The organism is Roseateles sp. P2_H4 (assembly GCF_056403315.1).
The window spans coordinates 232,827-249,139 of record NZ_JBFUFR010000002.1 but is presented as its reverse complement, the minus strand read 5'-3'; the positions used below and the strand labels follow the sequence as shown (position 1 = coordinate 249,139).

Sequence of the window (16,313 nt, the reverse complement as noted above, 5' to 3'; positions counted from 1 at the left end):
ACGCCGGGCCTCGTCATCGCGCCGCTGTGGCGCGCGCGGCTGCTGCGGCGCGGCGCGGGCGGCGAGGTGCTGGCACTGCGAATGGCCGGGCTGGCGTTGGCCGCCGGTGCCGCATGGGGTTTGCTGCATGGGGTGTGGCAGCGGCAGCTGCTGGCCTGCTGAGCCGGCCATAAACTCGCCGGGTTTCGATTTCACTCGTCCTGTCGCGGAGCCCCCATTCATGTCCCAACACATCAAGGTGCCGGAAGGCGGCCAGAAGATCACGGTCAATGCCGACTTCTCCCTGAACGTGCCCGACCATCCCATCATTCCCTACATCGAAGGCGACGGCACCGGCCTGGACATCACGCCCGTCATGCTCAAGGTGGTGGACGCGGCCGTGGCCAAGGCCTATGGCGGCAGCAAGAAGATCCACTGGATGGAGGTCTACGCCGGCGAGAAGAGCACCCGGGTCTATGGCCCCGATGTGTGGCTGCCTGACGAGACGCTGCAGGCCGTGAGGGACTATGTCGTCTCCATCAAGGGGCCGCTGACCACGCCCGTGGGCGGCGGCATCCGCTCGCTGAACGTCACGCTGCGCCAGGAGCTGGACCTCTACGTCTGCCTGCGCCCGGTGCAGTACTTCGACGGCGTGCCCAGCCCCGTGAAGGAGCCCCACAAGGTCGACATGGTCATCTTCCGCGAGAACTCGGAGGACATCTACGCCGGCATCGAGTACGAGGCCGAGAGCGACAAGGCGAAGAAGCTCATCAAGTTCCTGCAGGACGAAATGGGCGTCAAGAAGATCCGCTTCCCGAACACCTCGGGCATCGGCATCAAGCCGGTCAGCCGTGAAGGCACCGAGCGCCTGGTGCGCAAGGCCATCCAGTACGCCATCGACAACAACAAGCCCAGCGTGACCATCGTGCACAAGGGCAACATCATGAAGTTCACCGAGGGTGGCTTCCGTGACTGGGCCTATGCGCTGGCGCAGAAGGAATTCGGCGCCCAGCCCATCGATGGCGGCCCGTGGTGCAAGTTCAAGAACCCGAAGACGGGGAAGGACATCACCATCAAGGACAGCATCGCCGACGCCTTCCTGCAGCAGATCATCCTGCGCCCGGCCGAGTACAGCGTCATCGCGACGCTGAACCTGAACGGCGACTACATCTCCGACGCGTTGGCCGCCCAGGTCGGCGGCATCGGCATCGCGCCGGGCGCCAACATGAGCGACTCCATCGCGATGTTCGAGGCCACCCACGGCACGGCGCCCAAGTACGCCGGCAAGGACTATGTGAACCCGGGCTCGGAGATCCTGTCCGCCGAGATGATGCTGCGCCACATGGGCTGGACGGCGGCTGCCGACCTCATCATCAGCGCCATGGAAAAGGCCGTGCTGAGCAAGAAGGTGACCTATGACTTCGCCCGCCTGATGGACGGCGCGACGCAGGTGTCGTGCTCGGGCTTCGGTCAGGTCATGATCGACCAGATGCAGTGACGCGGCGGGGCCCGGCCCGGTTCCGGCTTGCCAGCCCCGCCTCGCAGGAGCGCGGGGCTTTTTGTTGCCCGCAGCGGCCCCAAAAAGGAAAACCCCGGCGTCGGGCCGGGGTTTTGGGAGGGCTCGTGGTGCTTCACGAGCCATCCGTTAGCAGGCATTGCATAAGGTCAACGCCTGGTATCAGACTGTATGGAATAAATCAGCCCGTTGGCTTGCTGTTGCATTACGGACTTCACCTGAGCGTGAAAACGCAACGCAGCTGCTAAAAGCAAAAAAGGGCGCCACCGGCGCCCTTTCGCTTCAGCAGCGCTGCATCAGCCGGCCAGCGACGCCAGCGCCGCATTGAACGTGGCGCTGGGGCGCATGACCTTGTCCAGCTTGGCCGTGTCCGGCAGGAAGTAGCCGCCGATGTCCGTCGGCTGGCCCTGGACGGCTTTCAGTTCGTCGGCGATCTTGGCTTCGTTGGCGGTCAGCGTCTCGGCCAGGGGCTTGAAATGGGCGGCCAGTTCGGCGTCCTCCGTCTGCTCGGCCAGGGCCTGGGCCCAGTACAGCGTCAGGTAGAAATGGCTGCCGCGGTTGTCGAGTTCGCCCGTCTTGGGGCTCGGGCCCTTGCCGTTGTCCAGCAGCTTGCCGGTGGCGGCATCCAGCGCCTTGGCCAGCACCTTGGCCTTGGCGTTCTTGGTCTTGATGCCGACGTCTTCCAGGCTCACCGCCAGTGCCAGGAACTCACCGAGCGAATCCCAGCGCAGGTGGTTTTCCTCCACCAGCTGCTGGACATGCTTGGGGGCCGAGCCGCCGGCGCCGGTCTCGTACATGCCGCCACCAGCCATCAGCGGCACGATGGACAGCATCTTGGCCGAGGTGCCCAGCTCCATGATGGGGAAGAGGTCGGTCAGGTAGTCGCGCAGGATGTTGCCGGTGGCGCTGATGGTGTCCAGGCCGCGGATGACGCGCTCCAGCGTGTAACGCATCGCGCGCACCTGGCTCATGATCTGGATGTCCAGGCCCGAGGTGTTGTGCTCGTGCAGATACATCTTGACCTTGGTGATCAGCTGCGCCTCGTGCGGGCGGTACTGGTCCAGCCAGAACACCACCGGCATGCCGGAGTTGCGGGCGCGCGTGACGGCCAGCTTCACCCAGTCGCGGATGGCGGCGTCCTTGCACTGGCACATGCGCCAGATGTCGCCCTGCTCGACGTCCTCGCTCATCAGCACTTCGCCGGTGGCGAGGTCGGTGATGTTGGCGACGCCGTCTTCGGGAATCTCGAAGGTCTTGTCGTGCGAGCCGTATTCCTCGGCCTGCTGGGCCATCAGGCCGACGTTGGGCACGGTGCCCATGGTGCGCGGGTCGAAGGCGCCATGCCATTTGCAGAAGTTGATGATCTCCTGGTAGATGCGGGCGAAGGTCGACTCCGGCATCACGGCCTTGACGTCCTTCAGGCGGCCGTCGGCACCGTACATCTTGCCGCCGCTGCGGATCATGGCCGGCATGGAGGCGTCGACGATGACGTCGTTGGGTGAATGGAAGTTGGTGATGCCCTTGGCCGAATCGACCATGGCCAGCTCGGGGCGGTGTTCGTGGCAGGCATGCAGGTCGCGCTTGATCTCGTCCTGCGTGCTCTGCGGCAGCGTGGCGATCTTGGTGTACAGGTCCACCATGCCGTTGTTGACGTTGACGCCCAGCTCGTCGAACAGCTTGGCGTGCTTCTCGAAGGCCTCGCGGTAGAAGATGCGCACGCAGTGGCCGAACACGATGGGGTGGGACACCTTCATCATGGTGGCCTTCACGTGCAGGGAGAACATCACGCCGGTCTTGCGCGCGTCCTCGATCTCCTTTTCATAGAAGGCCAGCAGGGCCTTCTTGCTCATGAACATCGAGTCCACCACCTCGCGGTCCAGCAGCGCGACCTTCTGCTTCAGCACGATGGTCTTGCCGCTCTTGGTGAGGAGCTCCATCTTGACGTCGCGGGCGCGGTCCAGCGTCATGGACTTTTCGCCGTGATAGAAGTCGCCGTCGTGCATGTGCGAGACGTGGGAGCGCGAGGCCTGGCTCCAGTCGTCCATGCGGTGCGGGTTCTTGCGGGCGTATTCCTTGACGGCCTTGGGCGCGCGGCGGTCGGAGTTGCCTTCACGCAGCACCGGGTTCACGGCCGAGCCGATGCACTTGTTGTAGCGGGCGCGGATGTCCTTCTGCTCGTCGGTCTCCGGCTTCTCGGGGTAGTCCGGGATCGCATAGCCCTTGCCCTGCAGTTCCTTGATGGCGGCCTTCAACTGGGACACCGAGGCGCTGATATTGGGCAGCTTGATGATGTTGGCCTGGGGCTTGAGCGTCAGCTTGCCCAGTGCGGCCAGGTTGTCGGGGGCGCGCTGCTCCGGCGTCAGCAGTTCAGGGAACTGGCCGAGGACGCGGCCGGCCACCGAGATGTCGCTGGTGACGACGTCGATGTCCGCCGCCGCCGCAAAGGCCTGCACGACCGGAAGCAGCGATGCAGTGGCCAAGCGGGGGGCTTCGTCGGTCAACGTGTAAACAATCTGGGTCTTTTCGGCGGTCATGAGCGTGTTCCGGTAGATGGGCAATCCTGTTGCGGGCAGCGCCTGGGCGGTGCGCGCAACACGTAACTCTAGCAAGCCGGGGCGCTTGCCGGTCGAGCGGGCCCGCCAATGCAAAAGCCCCGTGGCGTCAGTCCACGGGGCTTTTGATGGGCGAGCTCAGTTCAGGACGCCAGTTGCTGTTGCTGCTGCTCGGCGGCGAGGGCAGCGGCTTCCATGGGCGTGATGTTCTGGGCGAGCTGGCCTTTGGGACCCTGCACCAGGTCGAACTGCACCTGGCTGCCCTGTTTCAGCGTCCGGAAGCCTTCCATCTGGATCGCTGAAAAATGGGCGAAGACGTCATCCCCGCCCGCCTCCGGCTCGATGAATCCGAAGCCCTTGGCATCGTTGAACCACTTGACTTTGCCCAGCGCCATCATCTTGTCTCCATTCTCTGTGGCACCTCTCGACGGAGGCGGACGCATTCTGGTAGCGCAATAAAAAGCGTCAATTCGGGACCTTCCCGGCCGGGTTGACCCGAAGCTACTTGCAATTTCGGGGGGTGTCGCCACTTGCCCGCGGTCGGCGCGAGGAATACCCCCGTCGATAGAATCCCGACATGCCTGTGCTCCCCGTTTCTTTACCGCGAAACCAGTCGACTCCGCCCCCGCCCGTGCCTCCTCTGAAGCCGGGCAAGGACGAAGGCGACGGGGCGGTCGTCGTCGAGCGCCAGACGCAGAAAACCGAGCCCCCCCGGCTCTACCAGGTTCTGCTGCTGAACGACGATTTCACGCCAATGGAGTTTGTAGTCATGGTTCTGCAGGAATTTTTCCGGCATGACCTCGATACGGCGACGCAGATCATGCTCAAAATCCACCATGAGGGTCGCGGGGTCTGCGGTGTGTTCACCAAAGACGTCGCCGCGACCAAGGTGGAGCTGGTTCTGGCCGCCTCACGGCGTGCCGGCCACCCCCTGCAGTGCATTATGGAGGCCGCATGATTGCGCAAGAGCTTGAAGTCAGTTTGCACATGGCGTTTGTCGAAGCACGCCAGCAGCGGCACGAATTCATCACCGTCGAGCACTTGCTGCTCGCGCTGCTGGACAATCCCAGCGCGGCCGAGGTGCTGCGCGCCTGCGCCGCCAACCTGGACGACCTGCGCAAGAGCCTGACGCAGTTCATCAAGGAAAACACGCCCATGGTGGGCGGCAGCGACGAGGTGGACACCCAGCCCACGCTGGGCTTTCAGCGCGTCATCCAGCGCGCCATCATGCATGTGCAGAGCACCGGCAGCGGCAAGAAGGAAGTGACCGGCGCGAACGTGCTGGTGGCGATCTTCGGCGAGAAGGATTCGCACGCCGTCTACTACCTGCACCAGCAGGGTGTCACGCGCCTGGACGTCGTCAACTTCATTGCCCACGGCATCAAGAAGACCGACCCCGAGCCGCCCAAGAACCCCGAGGGCCAGGCGCCCGGTGGCCAGGAGGGCGAGCGCGAGGAAGGCGAGGGCGGCAGCGCCAAGGCGTCGCCGCTGGAGCAGTTCACGCAGAACCTCAACCAGCTCGCCAAGGACGGCAAGATCGATCCGCTGATCGGTCGCGAGGCCGAGGTCGAGCGCGTCGTGCAGGTGCTGTGCCGCCGGCGCAAGAACAACCCGTTGCTGGTGGGCGAGGCTGGCGTCGGCAAGACCGCCATCGCGGAAGGCTTGGCCTGGCGCATCACCGAGGGCGAAGTGCCCGAAGTGCTGGCGGACAGCGTCGTTTATTCGCTGGACATGGGCGCGCTGCTGGCTGGCACCAAGTACCGGGGTGACTTCGAGCAGCGCCTGAAGGCGGTGCTGAAGGCGCTGAAGGACCAGCCCAATGCCGTGCTGTTCATCGACGAGATCCACACGCTGATCGGCGCCGGTGCGGCGTCGGGCGGCACGCTGGACGCGAGCAACCTGCTCAAGCCCGCCCTCAGCTCGGGGGCGATGAAGTGCATTGGTGCGACCACCTTCACCGAATACCGCGGCATCTTCGAGAAGGACGCTGCACTGAGCCGCCGCTTCCAGAAGATCGACGTGCCCGAGCCCTCGGTCGAGCAGACCATCGAGATCCTGAAGGGGCTGAAGAGCCGCTTCGAGGAGCACCACTCGGTCAAGTACGCCCTGGGCGCGCTGCAGGCGGCCGCTGAGCTGTCGGCCAAGTACATCAACGACCGCCACCTGCCCGACAAGGCCATCGACGTCATCGACGAGGCCGGTGCCGCCCAGCGCATCCTGCCCAAGAGCAAGCAGAAGAAGRCCATCACCCGCACCGAGGTCGAGGACATCGTCGCCAAGATCGCGCGCATCCCGCCCGCATCGGTCAACAGCGACGACCGCAGCAAGCTCAAGACGCTGGACCGCGACCTGAAGAGCGTCGTGTTCGGCCAGGACCCGGCCGTCGACGCGCTGGCCGCCGCCATCAAGATGGCGCGTTCGGGCCTGGGCCGGCCGGACAAGCCGGTCGGGTCATTCCTCTTCAGCGGCCCGACGGGCGTCGGCAAGACGGAAGTGGCCAAGCAGCTCGCCTACATCCTGGGCATCGAGCTGATCCGCTTCGACATGTCGGAATACATGGAGCGCCATGCGGTCAGCCGCCTGATCGGCGCGCCTCCGGGCTATGTCGGTTTCGACCAGGGCGGCCTGCTGACCGAGGCCGTCACCAAGAAGCCGCATGCGGTGCTGCTGCTCGACGAGATCGAGAAGGCCCACCCGGACGTCTTCAATGTGCTGCTGCAGGTCATGGACCACGGCACGCTGACCGACAACAACGGGCGCAAGGCCGACTTCCGCAACGTCATCATCATCATGACGACGAATGCGGGCGCCGAGGCACTGAACAAGGCCACCATCGGCTTCACCAACTCGCGCCAGCAGGGCGACGAGATGGCCGACATCAAGCGCCTGTTCACGCCGGAGTTCCGCAACCGCCTGGATGCCATCGTGTCCTTCCGCCCGCTGGACGAGGAAATCATCCTGCGCGTGGTCGACAAGTTCCTGCTGCAACTGGAAAGCCAGCTGCAGGAGAAGAAGGTCGAGGTCAGCTTCTCCGACGCGTTGCGCAAGCATCTCGCCAAGAAGGGTTTCGATCCGCTGATGGGGGCGCGGCCGATGCAGCGCCTCATCCAGGACACCATCCGCCGCGCGCTGGCCGACGAGTTGCTGTTCGGCAAGCTGGTCGACGGTGGCCGCCTCAGCGTGGATGTGGACGACAAGGGCGAGACGGTGCTGGACATCCAGCCCACGCCGCCCAAGCCGGCCAAGGACAACAAGCCCAAGGCGGAGCCGGCGACGGCTTGAGCCATCAGGCCTGAACGCGAAGGGACGCTGCGGCGTCCCTTTTTCATTTCAGCCCGTGGCCGGGTCCTGCCGGAAGAAGCCCGCCAGCAACTCGTACATCGCGGGCTCCTCGGCGCGCATCGCGGCCGGCGCTACGAAGAAGGCCTCTGCCGCGACGGCGAAGAACTCCTCGACGGCCTCGCCGCCATAGGGGTCGATCAAGGTTTCCTCGCCGGCGTCGATGCGCTCGCAGAATTTCTCCCACTCGGCGTCGATGACGGTGATCCAGCGTTCGCGCTCCGTCGCATCGAGCGGCGGCACCCCATCGGCCATGCCATCGCGCATGTCGATGACATGGGCGAACTCGTGGATGACGACGTTGTAGACCGCATCAGCGCCGAACTCGGCCGGGTCGTCGCTGACGGCGATGGCATTCCAGGTCAGCATCAGCGGCCCGCCTTCCATGGCCTCGCCGGCCAGTTCCTCGTCGTACTCGTGGACGACGCCGTCCTCGTCTTCGAAGCGGCGCTGGGCGACCACTTCGCCCTCATGCATGACGATGCCGACAAAGCCGTCATACCAGGACAGGCCCAGCCGCAGCACCGGCAGGCAGGCCTGGGCCGCGACGGCCACGGCCACCTCGTCGCTGACCTCGAAGCCGCCGACACCGTGGAATTCCTTGGTCGACAGGAAGAGGCTGGACAGCCGCCGCAACTCAGTGAGGTCGTCCTTGCTGCGCTGAGCCAGGAAGGGGTAGCGCAGCAGCGTCAACTGCCACAGCGCATCGGGGATGGCATGGCGGTCGAGGGCGCGCTGTTCACGCCAACTGCGCAAGGCTTTCAGGATCACAGCGGCAGGCGTTGCAGGCCAGCGGCCGACAGACGGATCACGTCGCCGCGCGGCGGTAGGGCCTCGGGATCCCAGTCGGACAGCACGACGCGCTGCAGACCGTCACCCAGGCTGTGCAGCGCGGGGCGGTGGGTGTGACCGTGGATCATCGTCGTCGCACCCGCCTCGCGCAGCAGCGCTCGGCAGGCCTCGGCGTCGAGGTCGGTGGCCATCAGCTGCGTTGCCTGGGCGGCGCGGCTGCCTTCGCGCATCTGCCGGCCAAGTGCCTGGCGAGCGGCCAGCGGTTGGGCCAGCAGCTCGGCCTGCCATTGCGGCGAACGCACCTGGCGGCGAAAGGCCTGGTAGGCCGTGTCGGCCAGGCATTGGGCGTCGCCATGCACGAGCAGCCAGCGCCGGCCGAAGGCGTCCAGCACGCTGGGGTCGGGCAGGGCAGTCATGCCGGCGTCCGCAAGCAGATCCGCACCGACGAGGAAGTCGCGGTTGCCGTGCATGAAGAAGAGGTCCAGCCGCCGCGACGCATCGCGCAGCAGGCGCACGACGCCGGCCTCGAAGGGCTCATGGCGGGCGTCGTCACCGACCCAGACCTCGAAGATGTCGCCGAGCAGCAGCACCGCTTGCGCGGGCGTCTCGGCGAGGTGTTGCTCAAGCCGGGCGGTCGTTGCCGGCGTGTCAGGCCCGAGGTGCAGATCGGACAGCAGGTCGACCTGCTGCCACTGCGCCGGGGCCGTCAGCGTGTGGATCAAACCTCGACGGCTTTCTCGATGATGACGTCCTCGACGGGCACGTCGCCATGGCCGCCCTTGGTGGCGGTCTTGGACTTCTCGATCTTGTCGACGACGTCCTTGCCCTCGACGACCTTGCCGAAGACGGCATAGCCCCAGCCGGACGGGCTCTCGGACTTGAAGTCCAGGAAGCCGTTGTTGGTCGTGTTGATGAAGAACTGCGCCGTGGCCGAGTGCGGCGCATTCGTGCGCGCCATGGCCAGCGTGTAGTGGGCGTTTTTCAGGCCGTTGTTGGCCTCGTTCTGGATCGGCGCCTCGGTGGGCTTCTGGTTCATGCCGACCGCGAAGCCGCCGCCCTGGACCATGAAGCCCTTGATGACGCGGTGGAACACCGTGCCGTCATAGTGGCCGCTGCGGACGTAGCTGAGGAAGTTGGCGACCGACAGCGGGGCCTTCTCGGCGTCCAGCTCGATGAGGATGTCGCCGTGGTTGGTGGTGAGTTTGACTTGGCTCATTTTTTGGCGGGCTCGATGAGAGCCTTGTTGATGATGATGGCTTTGACGGGCAGATGCTGGTGCATCTGATAGGGCGCGACCGGGGTCGTGCGGATCTTGTCGACCACGTCCATGCCCTCGATGACCTGGCCGAAGACGGCATAGCCGGTGGCCGGATTGTCCGGCTCGCCGTCCAGCGCGATGTTGTCGGCCACGTTGATGAAGAACTGGGCGGTGGCCGAGTTGGGGTCGTTGGTGCGCGCCATCGCGATACTGCCGCGCACATTGCTCAGGCCATTGTGCGATTCCAGCGGAATGGGCGGTTTGACGGGGCGCGGTTGCAGCATCTGCTGCGGGCGCTGGGCCAGCTTGGCGTCATAGCCGCCGGTCTGGATCATGAAGTTCTCGATGACGCGGTGGAAGACGATGCCGTTGTAGTGGCCGGCCTTCACATACTGCACGAAGTTGGCGACGGACTTGGGCGCCTTCTCGGCGTTCAGCTCGATGCGGATGTCGCCCTCGGTCGTCTGCAGCCTGACGGTCTGGGCTTGGGCGCCGAGCGTGGCCAGCAGGCCGGCGAGGAAAAGGGGAAGGAGCTTGGTCATGGGAGGCGGGGGGTTAGCGGGTGCGCAGCTCGCGGGTCAGGGCCAGCGTGCGGTTGATCTTGCCGGCCAGCGTGTCGCTGGGCATCAGCGCGGCCTTCTGGGCTCGCTGGTAGGCGCGCAGGGCCAGGCGCACCAGCACGTCGCCCATGTTTTCCTGGGCCTGGGCATGCTCGGGATGCAGGCGCAGTGCCTGCTCCAGCGCGCTCTTGGCTTCGTCAAGTTCGCCGGCGGCGGCATGCAGCACGGCGAGATTGTTGTAGGGGTCGGCCAGATCGGGGAAGTCCTGCGTGAGGCGGGTGAAGATGAGCATCGCCTGGGGGCGCTGGCCGAGCTCCATGCGCATGACGCCCAGGGCGAAGCGCAGTTGCAGGTCGTCGGGCTGGCGGGTCAGGGCCTGTTCGAGCTGTTCGACGGCCTGGCCTTTCTGGCCGGCCAGCCACAGGCGCTGGGCGCTGGCGAGATCGTCGGCCCGGGCCGGCACCGCGGCCAGCGCCAGGACCAGCACGACGGGCATCAGAAGGATGTGGAGTGGCAGGCGCATGAGGGTAGACGCGGGGGGCGGCAGGAAGGACGACAACAAAGGTCGGCCGCTATACTGAATTCATTCTATGAGCCCCGCCTGGGCGGACCCGGTGCGGGGCTTCTTGTTGGTGGCTGCTGCCCTCGTTTTTCATGTCCCTGCGCGTTCACAACTCCCTCAGCCGAGATCTCGAAGACTTCCAACCGCTCGTGCCTGGCCAAGTGCGCATGTACGTCTGCGGCATCACCGTCTACGACCTCTGCCACATGGGCCATCTGCGCATGAACATGGCGTTCGACGTCATCTATCGCTGGCTGCGCGCCAGCGGGTATGGCGTCACCTATGTGCGCAACATCACCGACATCGACGACAAGATCATCAAGCGCGCCGTCGAGCGCGGCATCACGATCCGCCAGCTCACCGAAGAGATGAGCGCCGCGATGCATGAGGATTTCGCCGCCGTCGGCCTGCTGCGACCCGACCACGAGCCGCGCGCGACCGAGTACGTGCCGCAGATGCTGTCGCTGATCGAGCGCCTCGAGCAGCGTGGCCTGGCCTATCGCGCCGAAGGCGGCGACGTGAACTACGCCGTGCGCAAATTCGACGGCTACGGCAAGCTGAGTGGCAAGGAACTGGATGACTTGCGCGCCGGTGAGCGCGTGGCCGTGGACGACGGCAAGCTCGACCCGCTGGACTTCGTGCTCTGGAAGGCCGCCAAGGCCGAGGAGCCGGCCGACGCCAAGTGGGCCGCGCCGTTCGGCGAAGGCCGCCCGGGCTGGCATATCGAGTGCTCGGCCATGAGCTGCGCGCTGCTCGGCGAAAGCTTCGACATCCATGGCGGCGGCACGGACCTGCAGTTCCCGCACCACGAGAACGAGATCGCCCAGAGCGAGGGTGCCGGCTACGACTTCGCGAAGTACTGGCTGCACAACGGCTTCCTGAATGTCGACGGCGAGAAGATGTCCAAGAGCCTGGGCAACTTCTTCACCATCCGCGACGTGCTGCAGAAGTTCGACGGCGAGACGCTGCGCTTCTTCATGCTGCGCACCCACTACCGCCGGCCGTTCAACTTCAGCGACGCGCATCTCGAAGACGCGCGCAACGCGTTGACACGGCTGTACACGGCCCTGGACGCCGTGCCGCCGGCCGATGTCGCCATCGACTGGGCCGAGCCCAGCGCCGCCGCCTTCAAGACGGCGATGGACGAGGACTTCGGCACCCCCGGCGCCATCGCCGTGCTGTTCGACCTCGTCAACGAGGTCAACCGCGACCGCTCGCCCCAGCGGGCCGGGCTGCTGAAGGCGCTGGCGGGCGTGCTGGGGATCCTGCAGCAGGAGCCGCGCGCCTATCTGCAGGGCGGCTCCGGCGCTGAGGACGGTGCCTGGATCGAGGAGCGTATCGCCGCGCGTGCCGCGGCCAAGGCCGCCAAGGATTTTGCCGGCGCCGATGCCATCCGCGCCGAGCTGGCGGCCAAGGGCATCATGCTGAAGGACGGTGCCGACGGCACGACCTGGGTGAAGAGCTGATGCCGCCCGAAGTGATCCCGGCCTACTGGGACGAGGCCTGCAAGCACCTGGTCAAGCGCGACCGGGTCATGAAGAAGCTCATCCCGCAGTTCGGCGAGGCCCGCCTGCAAAGCCGTGGCGACGCCTTCGCCACGCTGGCCCGCTCCATCGTCGGCCAGCAGATCTCGGTCAAGGCGGCGCAGTCGGTCTGGACCCGCTGGGTGGCGCTGATGGCCAAATTCCAGCCCGCTGCCGTGTTGGCCCTGGGTGTGGAGGAGCAGCGCGCCGCCGGCTTGTCGGCCCGCAAGGTCGAATACCTGCGCGACTTGGCCGAACATTTCAATTCCGGCCAGGTACATGTGCGCCAATGGGCGCAGATGGACGACGAAGCCATCATCGAGGAATTGGTCGCCATCCGCGGCATCGGCCRCTGGACGGCCGAGATGTTCTTGATTTTTCACCTGATGCGCCCCAACGTGATGCCACTGGATGATGTTGGCCTGTTGAAGGGCATCGGCTTGAACTACTTCTCGGGCGAACCCGTGTCCCGCGCCGAGGCGCGCGAAGTCGGCGACGCCTGGGCCCCCTACCGTTCGGTAGCGGTTTGGTACATTTGGCGCAGCCTGGATCCCCTACCGGTGGATTACTAGCCCGCCCTCCCGCCGGCTCCGCGCGGCGGGAAGCGGTGGGCATCTGATATCAGGACGACTGATGAGCAAAAAGCACTTTCTAGAGTTCGAGCAGCCCATTGCCGAGCTCGAGACCAAGATCGAAGAGCTGCGCTATGTGCAGAGCGAGTCGGCCGTCGACATCTCCGAAGAGATCGACCGCCTCTCGAAGAAGAGCCAGCAGCTGACCAAGGACGTCTACTCCAACGTCGCGCCCTGGCAGGTCTACCAGATTGCCCGCCACCCGCAGCGCCCGCAGACGCTGGACTACTGCGCGGAAGTCTTCACCGAGTTCCAGGAACTGCACGGCGACCGCCACTTCGCGGACGATGCCGCCATCGTCGGCGGCATCGCGCGCTTCAACGGCCAGGCCTGCATGGTCATCGGCCATCAGCGCGGCGGCGACGCCAAGGAGCGCACGCTGCGCAACTTCGGCATGCCGCGCCCCGAGGGCTATCGCAAGGCCCTGCGCCTGCTGAAGCTGGCCGAGAAGTTCGGCCTGCCCGTCTTCACCTTCATCGACACCATGGGTGCCTACCCCGGCATCGGTGCCGAGGAGCGCAGCCAGAGCGAGGCCATCGGCCGCAACATCCTCGAGATGGCGCAGCTCGAAGTGCCCATCATCGCCACCGTCATCGGCGAAGGCGGCTCCGGCGGGGCGCTGGCCATCGGCGTGGCCGACCAGGTGCTGATGCTGCAATTCGCGGCCTATTCCGTCATCTCGCCCGAAGGCTGTGCCTCCATCCTGTGGAAGAGCAGCGAGCGCGCGTCGGACGCGGCCGAGGCCCTGGGCATCACGGCCCATCGCCTGAAGGCGCTGGGGTTGATCGACAAGATCGTCAGCGAGCCGATCGGCGGCGCCCACCGCGACGCCAAGCAGATGGCGTCCAACCTGAAGCGCGCGCTGAGCGACTCGCTGCGCCAGGTCAGCGACCTCAAGACCCGCGAGCTGCTGGACCGCCGCTACGAGCGCCTGCAGGCCTATGGCCGATTCGGCGACACCAAGAACCGGTGATTGCGTAGCGGTCGCTTTCAGCGGCGGCCTCGACTCCACGGCCCTGTTGCATGCCACCGTTCTAGCGGCGGCCGGCACCAGGGTCGTTGCCTTTCACGTCCACCATGGCCTGCAGCCGCAGGCCGATGAATGGGCCGCGCATTGCGAGCGCGTCGCTGCTGGCTTCGGGGCCGGCTTCTCCTGCACGCGACTGAGCGGCGCGCCCGCCCGCGGTGACAGCGTCGAAGCCTGGGCCCGTGAGGGCCGGCACCGCGCGCTGCACGAGATGGCCGTCGAGGCCGGCGCCGATCTGCTGCTGCTGGCCCACCACCGCCAGGACCAGGCGGAAACCTTTCTGCTGCAGGCCTTGCGGGGTGCCGGCCCGGCGGGCCTGGCGGGCATGCCGAAGGCGCAATGGCGCGACGGCCTCTGCTGGGCGCGTCCCTGGCTGGACCAGCCCCGCGCCGCGATCCGCGCCTATGCCGAGCAGCAGGGGCTGAGCTGGATAGAGGATCCGAGCAACGCCGACCCGCGCTACGCCCRCAACCGGCTGCGCCAGACGCTGTGGCCGGCCTTCCCGGCGGCCGAGGCTGCGTTGGCTCTGTCGGCGCGATGGGCCCAGCAGGCGAGCGAATTGGCGGCCGAGGTCGCGGCGTCCGACCTCGCTGGTATTGCGAGCGTCGAGCGGCTGGATCTGCCGGCCTTGTCGCGTCTTTCGCCCGCCCGCGCCAGCAATGCGCTGCGGGCCTGGCTGTCGCAATTCACCGCGGCGCCGGCCAGCCTCGTCGGGCGCTTGCTGGCCGAATGGCGCCCGGAGGCGACGCTGTCATGGCCCGCGCCCGGTGGCGCCCTGCATGCCTACCGCGATGGCCTGTACTGGGCCGCGGCATCGGTGTCGTCGGCGCCGCCGTCGGCCATCGACCTGAGCCGCCCCGGCCTGCACCCACAGGCCGGCTGGCAGGGAGCCTGGCTCGTCGAGCCGGCCTCACCCGGCATCGCGCCTGAACGGCTTGCGCGGCTGACCCAGCGCGGCCGCGACGGCGGCGAGCAATTCCAGCGCGCCCCCGCCTCCCTGCCGCGCAGCTTGAAGAAGGCCTGCCAGGAGGCCGGACTGCCGCCGTGGCGGCGCGGCGGCCCCCTGCTTTTCGATGCCCAGCAGCGCCTCGTGGCCGCGGCCGGGCTGGGCATGGACGCCCGTGCCTTCGTCAATCAAGATGAGCCGCAGCTGTCTTTGCGCTGGCTGGAGGATTCAGCCTTGCCGCAGAGCGAAGGCGAGGGCGGGACTGCCGCATAAAATCAGGGGTTTGCGAGCATGCCGTCCCGGCGGCTCCATCTTCAGCCTTCGCTCAAACACATGGCTCTGATCGTCCACAAGTACGGCGGCACCTCGATGGGGTCCACCGATCGCATCCGCAACGTGGCCAAGCGCGTCGCCAAATGGGTGCGCGCCGGCCACCAGATGGTGGTGGTGCCCTCGGCCATGAGCGGCGAAACCAACCGCCTGCTCGGCCTGGCCAAGGAACTGGCGCCCGCCAGCCAGACCGCGGCCGTGATGCGCGAGATGGATGCCATCGCCGCCACCGGCGAGCAGGTCTCTGTCGGGCTGTTGGCGATCGCGTTGCAGGCCGAAGGCCTGGAGGCGGTCAGTTATGCCGGCTGGCAGGTGCCGGTGGCCACCGATTCGTCCTTCACCAAGGCCCGGATCGAGAGCATCGACGATGTCCGCGTGCGCGCCGACCTGGCCGCTGGCAAGGTGGTGGTCATCACGGGCTTCCAGGGCATCGACCCCGAGGGCCACATCACGACGCTGGGCCGCGGCGGCTCCGACACTTCGGCCGTGGCCATCGCCGCGGCGATGAAGGCGGCCGAGTGCCTGATCTATACCGATGTGGACGGCGTCTACACGACCGACCCGCGCGTGGTGCCCGAGGCACGGCGCCTGAGCACCATCACCTTCGAGGAAATGCTGGAGATGGCGTCGCTCGGCTCCAAGATCCTGCAGATCCGCTCCGTGGAGTTCGCCGGCAAGTACCGCGTGCCGCTGCGCGTGCTGTCCAGCTTCACGCCCTGGGATATCGACATCACTGAAGAGGCCGCCTCCGGCACGCTGATCACTTTCGAACAAGAGGACGAGAACATGGAACAAGCCGTCGTTTCGGGCATTGCCTTCAACCGTGACGAGGCCAAGGTGACGCTGCTCGGCGTGCCCGACAAGCCCGGCATCGCCTTCCAGATCCTGGGCCCGGTGGCCGAGGCCAACATCGACATCGACGTCATCATCCAGAACGTCTCCCACGACGGCAAGACCGACTTCTCCTTCACCGTGCACCGCAACGACTACGCGCGCACGATGGAGTTGCTGCAGAACACCGTCGGCCCGGCCACCAATGCCAGCAAGGTCGTCGGCGACCCCAAGATCTGCAAGGTCTCCATCGTCGGCATCGGCATGCGCTCGCATGTCGGCGTGGCCAGCAAGATGTTCCGTGCACTGAGCGAAGAGGGCATCAACATCCAGATGATCTCCACCAGCGAGATCAAGACCAGCGTCGTCATCGACGAGAAGTACATGGAGCTGGCGGTGCGCGCGCTGCACAAGGCTTTCGATCTCGATCAGGAAGCCGCCGCCTGAAGTAGGCCCCTCGTCCAAG

Annotated in this window: 15 protein-coding genes; 8 read left to right on the top strand and 7 right to left on the bottom strand. The window is 66.3% G+C overall.

What is annotated here, in order from left to right:
- Positions 1–220: 220 nt before the first annotated feature.
- Complete coding sequence (gene icd / locus AC1DW3_RS02855; protein WP_477928388.1) at positions 221–1,477, top strand: NADP-dependent isocitrate dehydrogenase; 1,257 nt, start codon at positions 221–223, stop codon at positions 1,475–1,477.
- A 314-nt stretch (positions 1,478–1,791) separates the two neighbouring features.
- On the opposite strand, the gene AC1DW3_RS02850 is transcribed toward icd, so the two are convergent.
- Both AC1DW3_RS02850 and AC1DW3_RS02845 read right to left on the bottom strand, forming a co-directional pair.
- Positions 1,792–4,029, bottom strand: a complete 2,238-nt coding sequence (locus AC1DW3_RS02850) for an NADP-dependent isocitrate dehydrogenase (protein ID WP_477928387.1) — start codon at positions 4,027–4,029, stop codon at positions 1,792–1,794.
- A gap of 161 nt (positions 4,030–4,190) precedes the next feature.
- Positions 4,191–4,442 carry a cold shock domain-containing protein gene (locus AC1DW3_RS02845; protein WP_477928403.1) on the bottom strand — a complete coding sequence of 84 codons (252 nt, stop codon included), beginning with the start codon at positions 4,440–4,442 and terminating at the stop codon, positions 4,191–4,193.
- Between the two features lie 182 nt (positions 4,443–4,624).
- On the opposite strand from AC1DW3_RS02845, the gene clpS reads away from it, so the two are divergent.
- Positions 4,625–5,005, top strand: coding sequence for an ATP-dependent Clp protease adapter ClpS (gene clpS, locus AC1DW3_RS02840; protein WP_477928385.1), 381 nt, complete (start codon positions 4,625–4,627; stop codon positions 5,003–5,005).
- Entirely contained in the window at positions 5,002–7,329 is a 2,328-nt protein-coding gene (gene clpA / locus AC1DW3_RS02835) for an ATP-dependent Clp protease ATP-binding subunit ClpA (RefSeq protein ID WP_477928383.1), read from the top strand. Before clpS ends, clpA begins: the two co-directional genes overlap by 4 nt.
- 48 nt (positions 7,330–7,377) lie before the next feature.
- Here the strand turns inward: clpA and AC1DW3_RS02830 are convergent, their stop codons facing one another.
- The 5 genes from AC1DW3_RS02830 to AC1DW3_RS02810 are packed head-to-tail and all read right to left on the bottom strand — an operon-like array spanning position 7,378 to position 10,492.
- Complete coding sequence (locus tag AC1DW3_RS02830; protein WP_477928401.1) at positions 7,378–8,154, bottom strand: M90 family metallopeptidase; 777 nt, start codon at positions 8,152–8,154, stop codon at positions 7,378–7,380.
- On the bottom strand, positions 8,154–8,900 hold the full coding sequence (locus AC1DW3_RS02825; protein WP_477928382.1) for a UDP-2,3-diacylglucosamine diphosphatase: 747 nt from the start codon (positions 8,898–8,900) through the stop codon (positions 8,154–8,156). The genes AC1DW3_RS02830 and AC1DW3_RS02825 overlap by 1 nt, the downstream gene beginning before the upstream one ends.
- Positions 8,897–9,394, bottom strand: a complete 498-nt coding sequence (locus tag AC1DW3_RS02820; RefSeq protein ID WP_477928380.1) for a peptidylprolyl isomerase — start codon at positions 9,392–9,394, stop codon at positions 8,897–8,899. The genes AC1DW3_RS02825 and AC1DW3_RS02820 overlap by 4 nt, the downstream gene beginning before the upstream one ends.
- Positions 9,391–9,978, bottom strand: coding sequence for a peptidylprolyl isomerase (locus AC1DW3_RS02815; protein ID WP_477928378.1), 588 nt, complete (start codon positions 9,976–9,978; stop codon positions 9,391–9,393). Before AC1DW3_RS02815 ends, AC1DW3_RS02820 begins: the two co-directional genes overlap by 4 nt.
- Positions 9,979–9,991: 13 nt before the next feature.
- Complete coding sequence (locus tag AC1DW3_RS02810; RefSeq protein WP_477928376.1) at positions 9,992–10,492, bottom strand: tetratricopeptide repeat protein; 501 nt, start codon at positions 10,490–10,492, stop codon at positions 9,992–9,994.
- A 158-nt stretch (positions 10,493–10,650) separates the two neighbouring features.
- On the opposite strand from AC1DW3_RS02810, the gene cysS reads away from it, so the two are divergent.
- The 5 genes from cysS to AC1DW3_RS02785 all read left to right on the top strand — a co-directional run bounded on the left by cysS (position 10,651) and on the right by AC1DW3_RS02785 (position 16,294).
- On the top strand, positions 10,651–12,024 hold the full coding sequence (cysS, locus tag AC1DW3_RS02805) for a cysteine--tRNA ligase (RefSeq protein WP_477928375.1): 1,374 nt from the start codon (positions 10,651–10,653) through the stop codon (positions 12,022–12,024).
- Positions 12,024–12,653 carry a DNA-3-methyladenine glycosylase family protein gene (locus AC1DW3_RS02800; RefSeq protein WP_477928373.1) on the top strand — a complete coding sequence of 210 codons (630 nt, stop codon included), beginning with the start codon at positions 12,024–12,026 and terminating at the stop codon, positions 12,651–12,653. Before cysS ends, AC1DW3_RS02800 begins: the two co-directional genes overlap by 1 nt.
- 61 nt (positions 12,654–12,714) lie before the next feature.
- Positions 12,715–13,686: an acetyl-CoA carboxylase carboxyltransferase subunit alpha gene (locus tag AC1DW3_RS02795; protein ID WP_477928371.1), complete on the top strand. Its 972-nt coding sequence runs from the start codon at positions 12,715–12,717 to the stop codon at positions 13,684–13,686.
- Entirely contained in the window at positions 13,655–14,959 is a 1,305-nt protein-coding gene (tilS, locus tag AC1DW3_RS02790) for a tRNA lysidine(34) synthetase TilS (RefSeq protein WP_477928369.1), read from the top strand. The genes AC1DW3_RS02795 and tilS overlap by 32 nt, the downstream gene beginning before the upstream one ends.
- A 60-nt stretch (positions 14,960–15,019) precedes the next feature.
- Complete coding sequence (locus tag AC1DW3_RS02785) at positions 15,020–16,294, top strand: aspartate kinase (RefSeq protein ID WP_477928367.1); 1,275 nt, start codon at positions 15,020–15,022, stop codon at positions 16,292–16,294.
- The last annotated feature ends 19 nt before the right edge of the window (positions 16,295–16,313 follow it).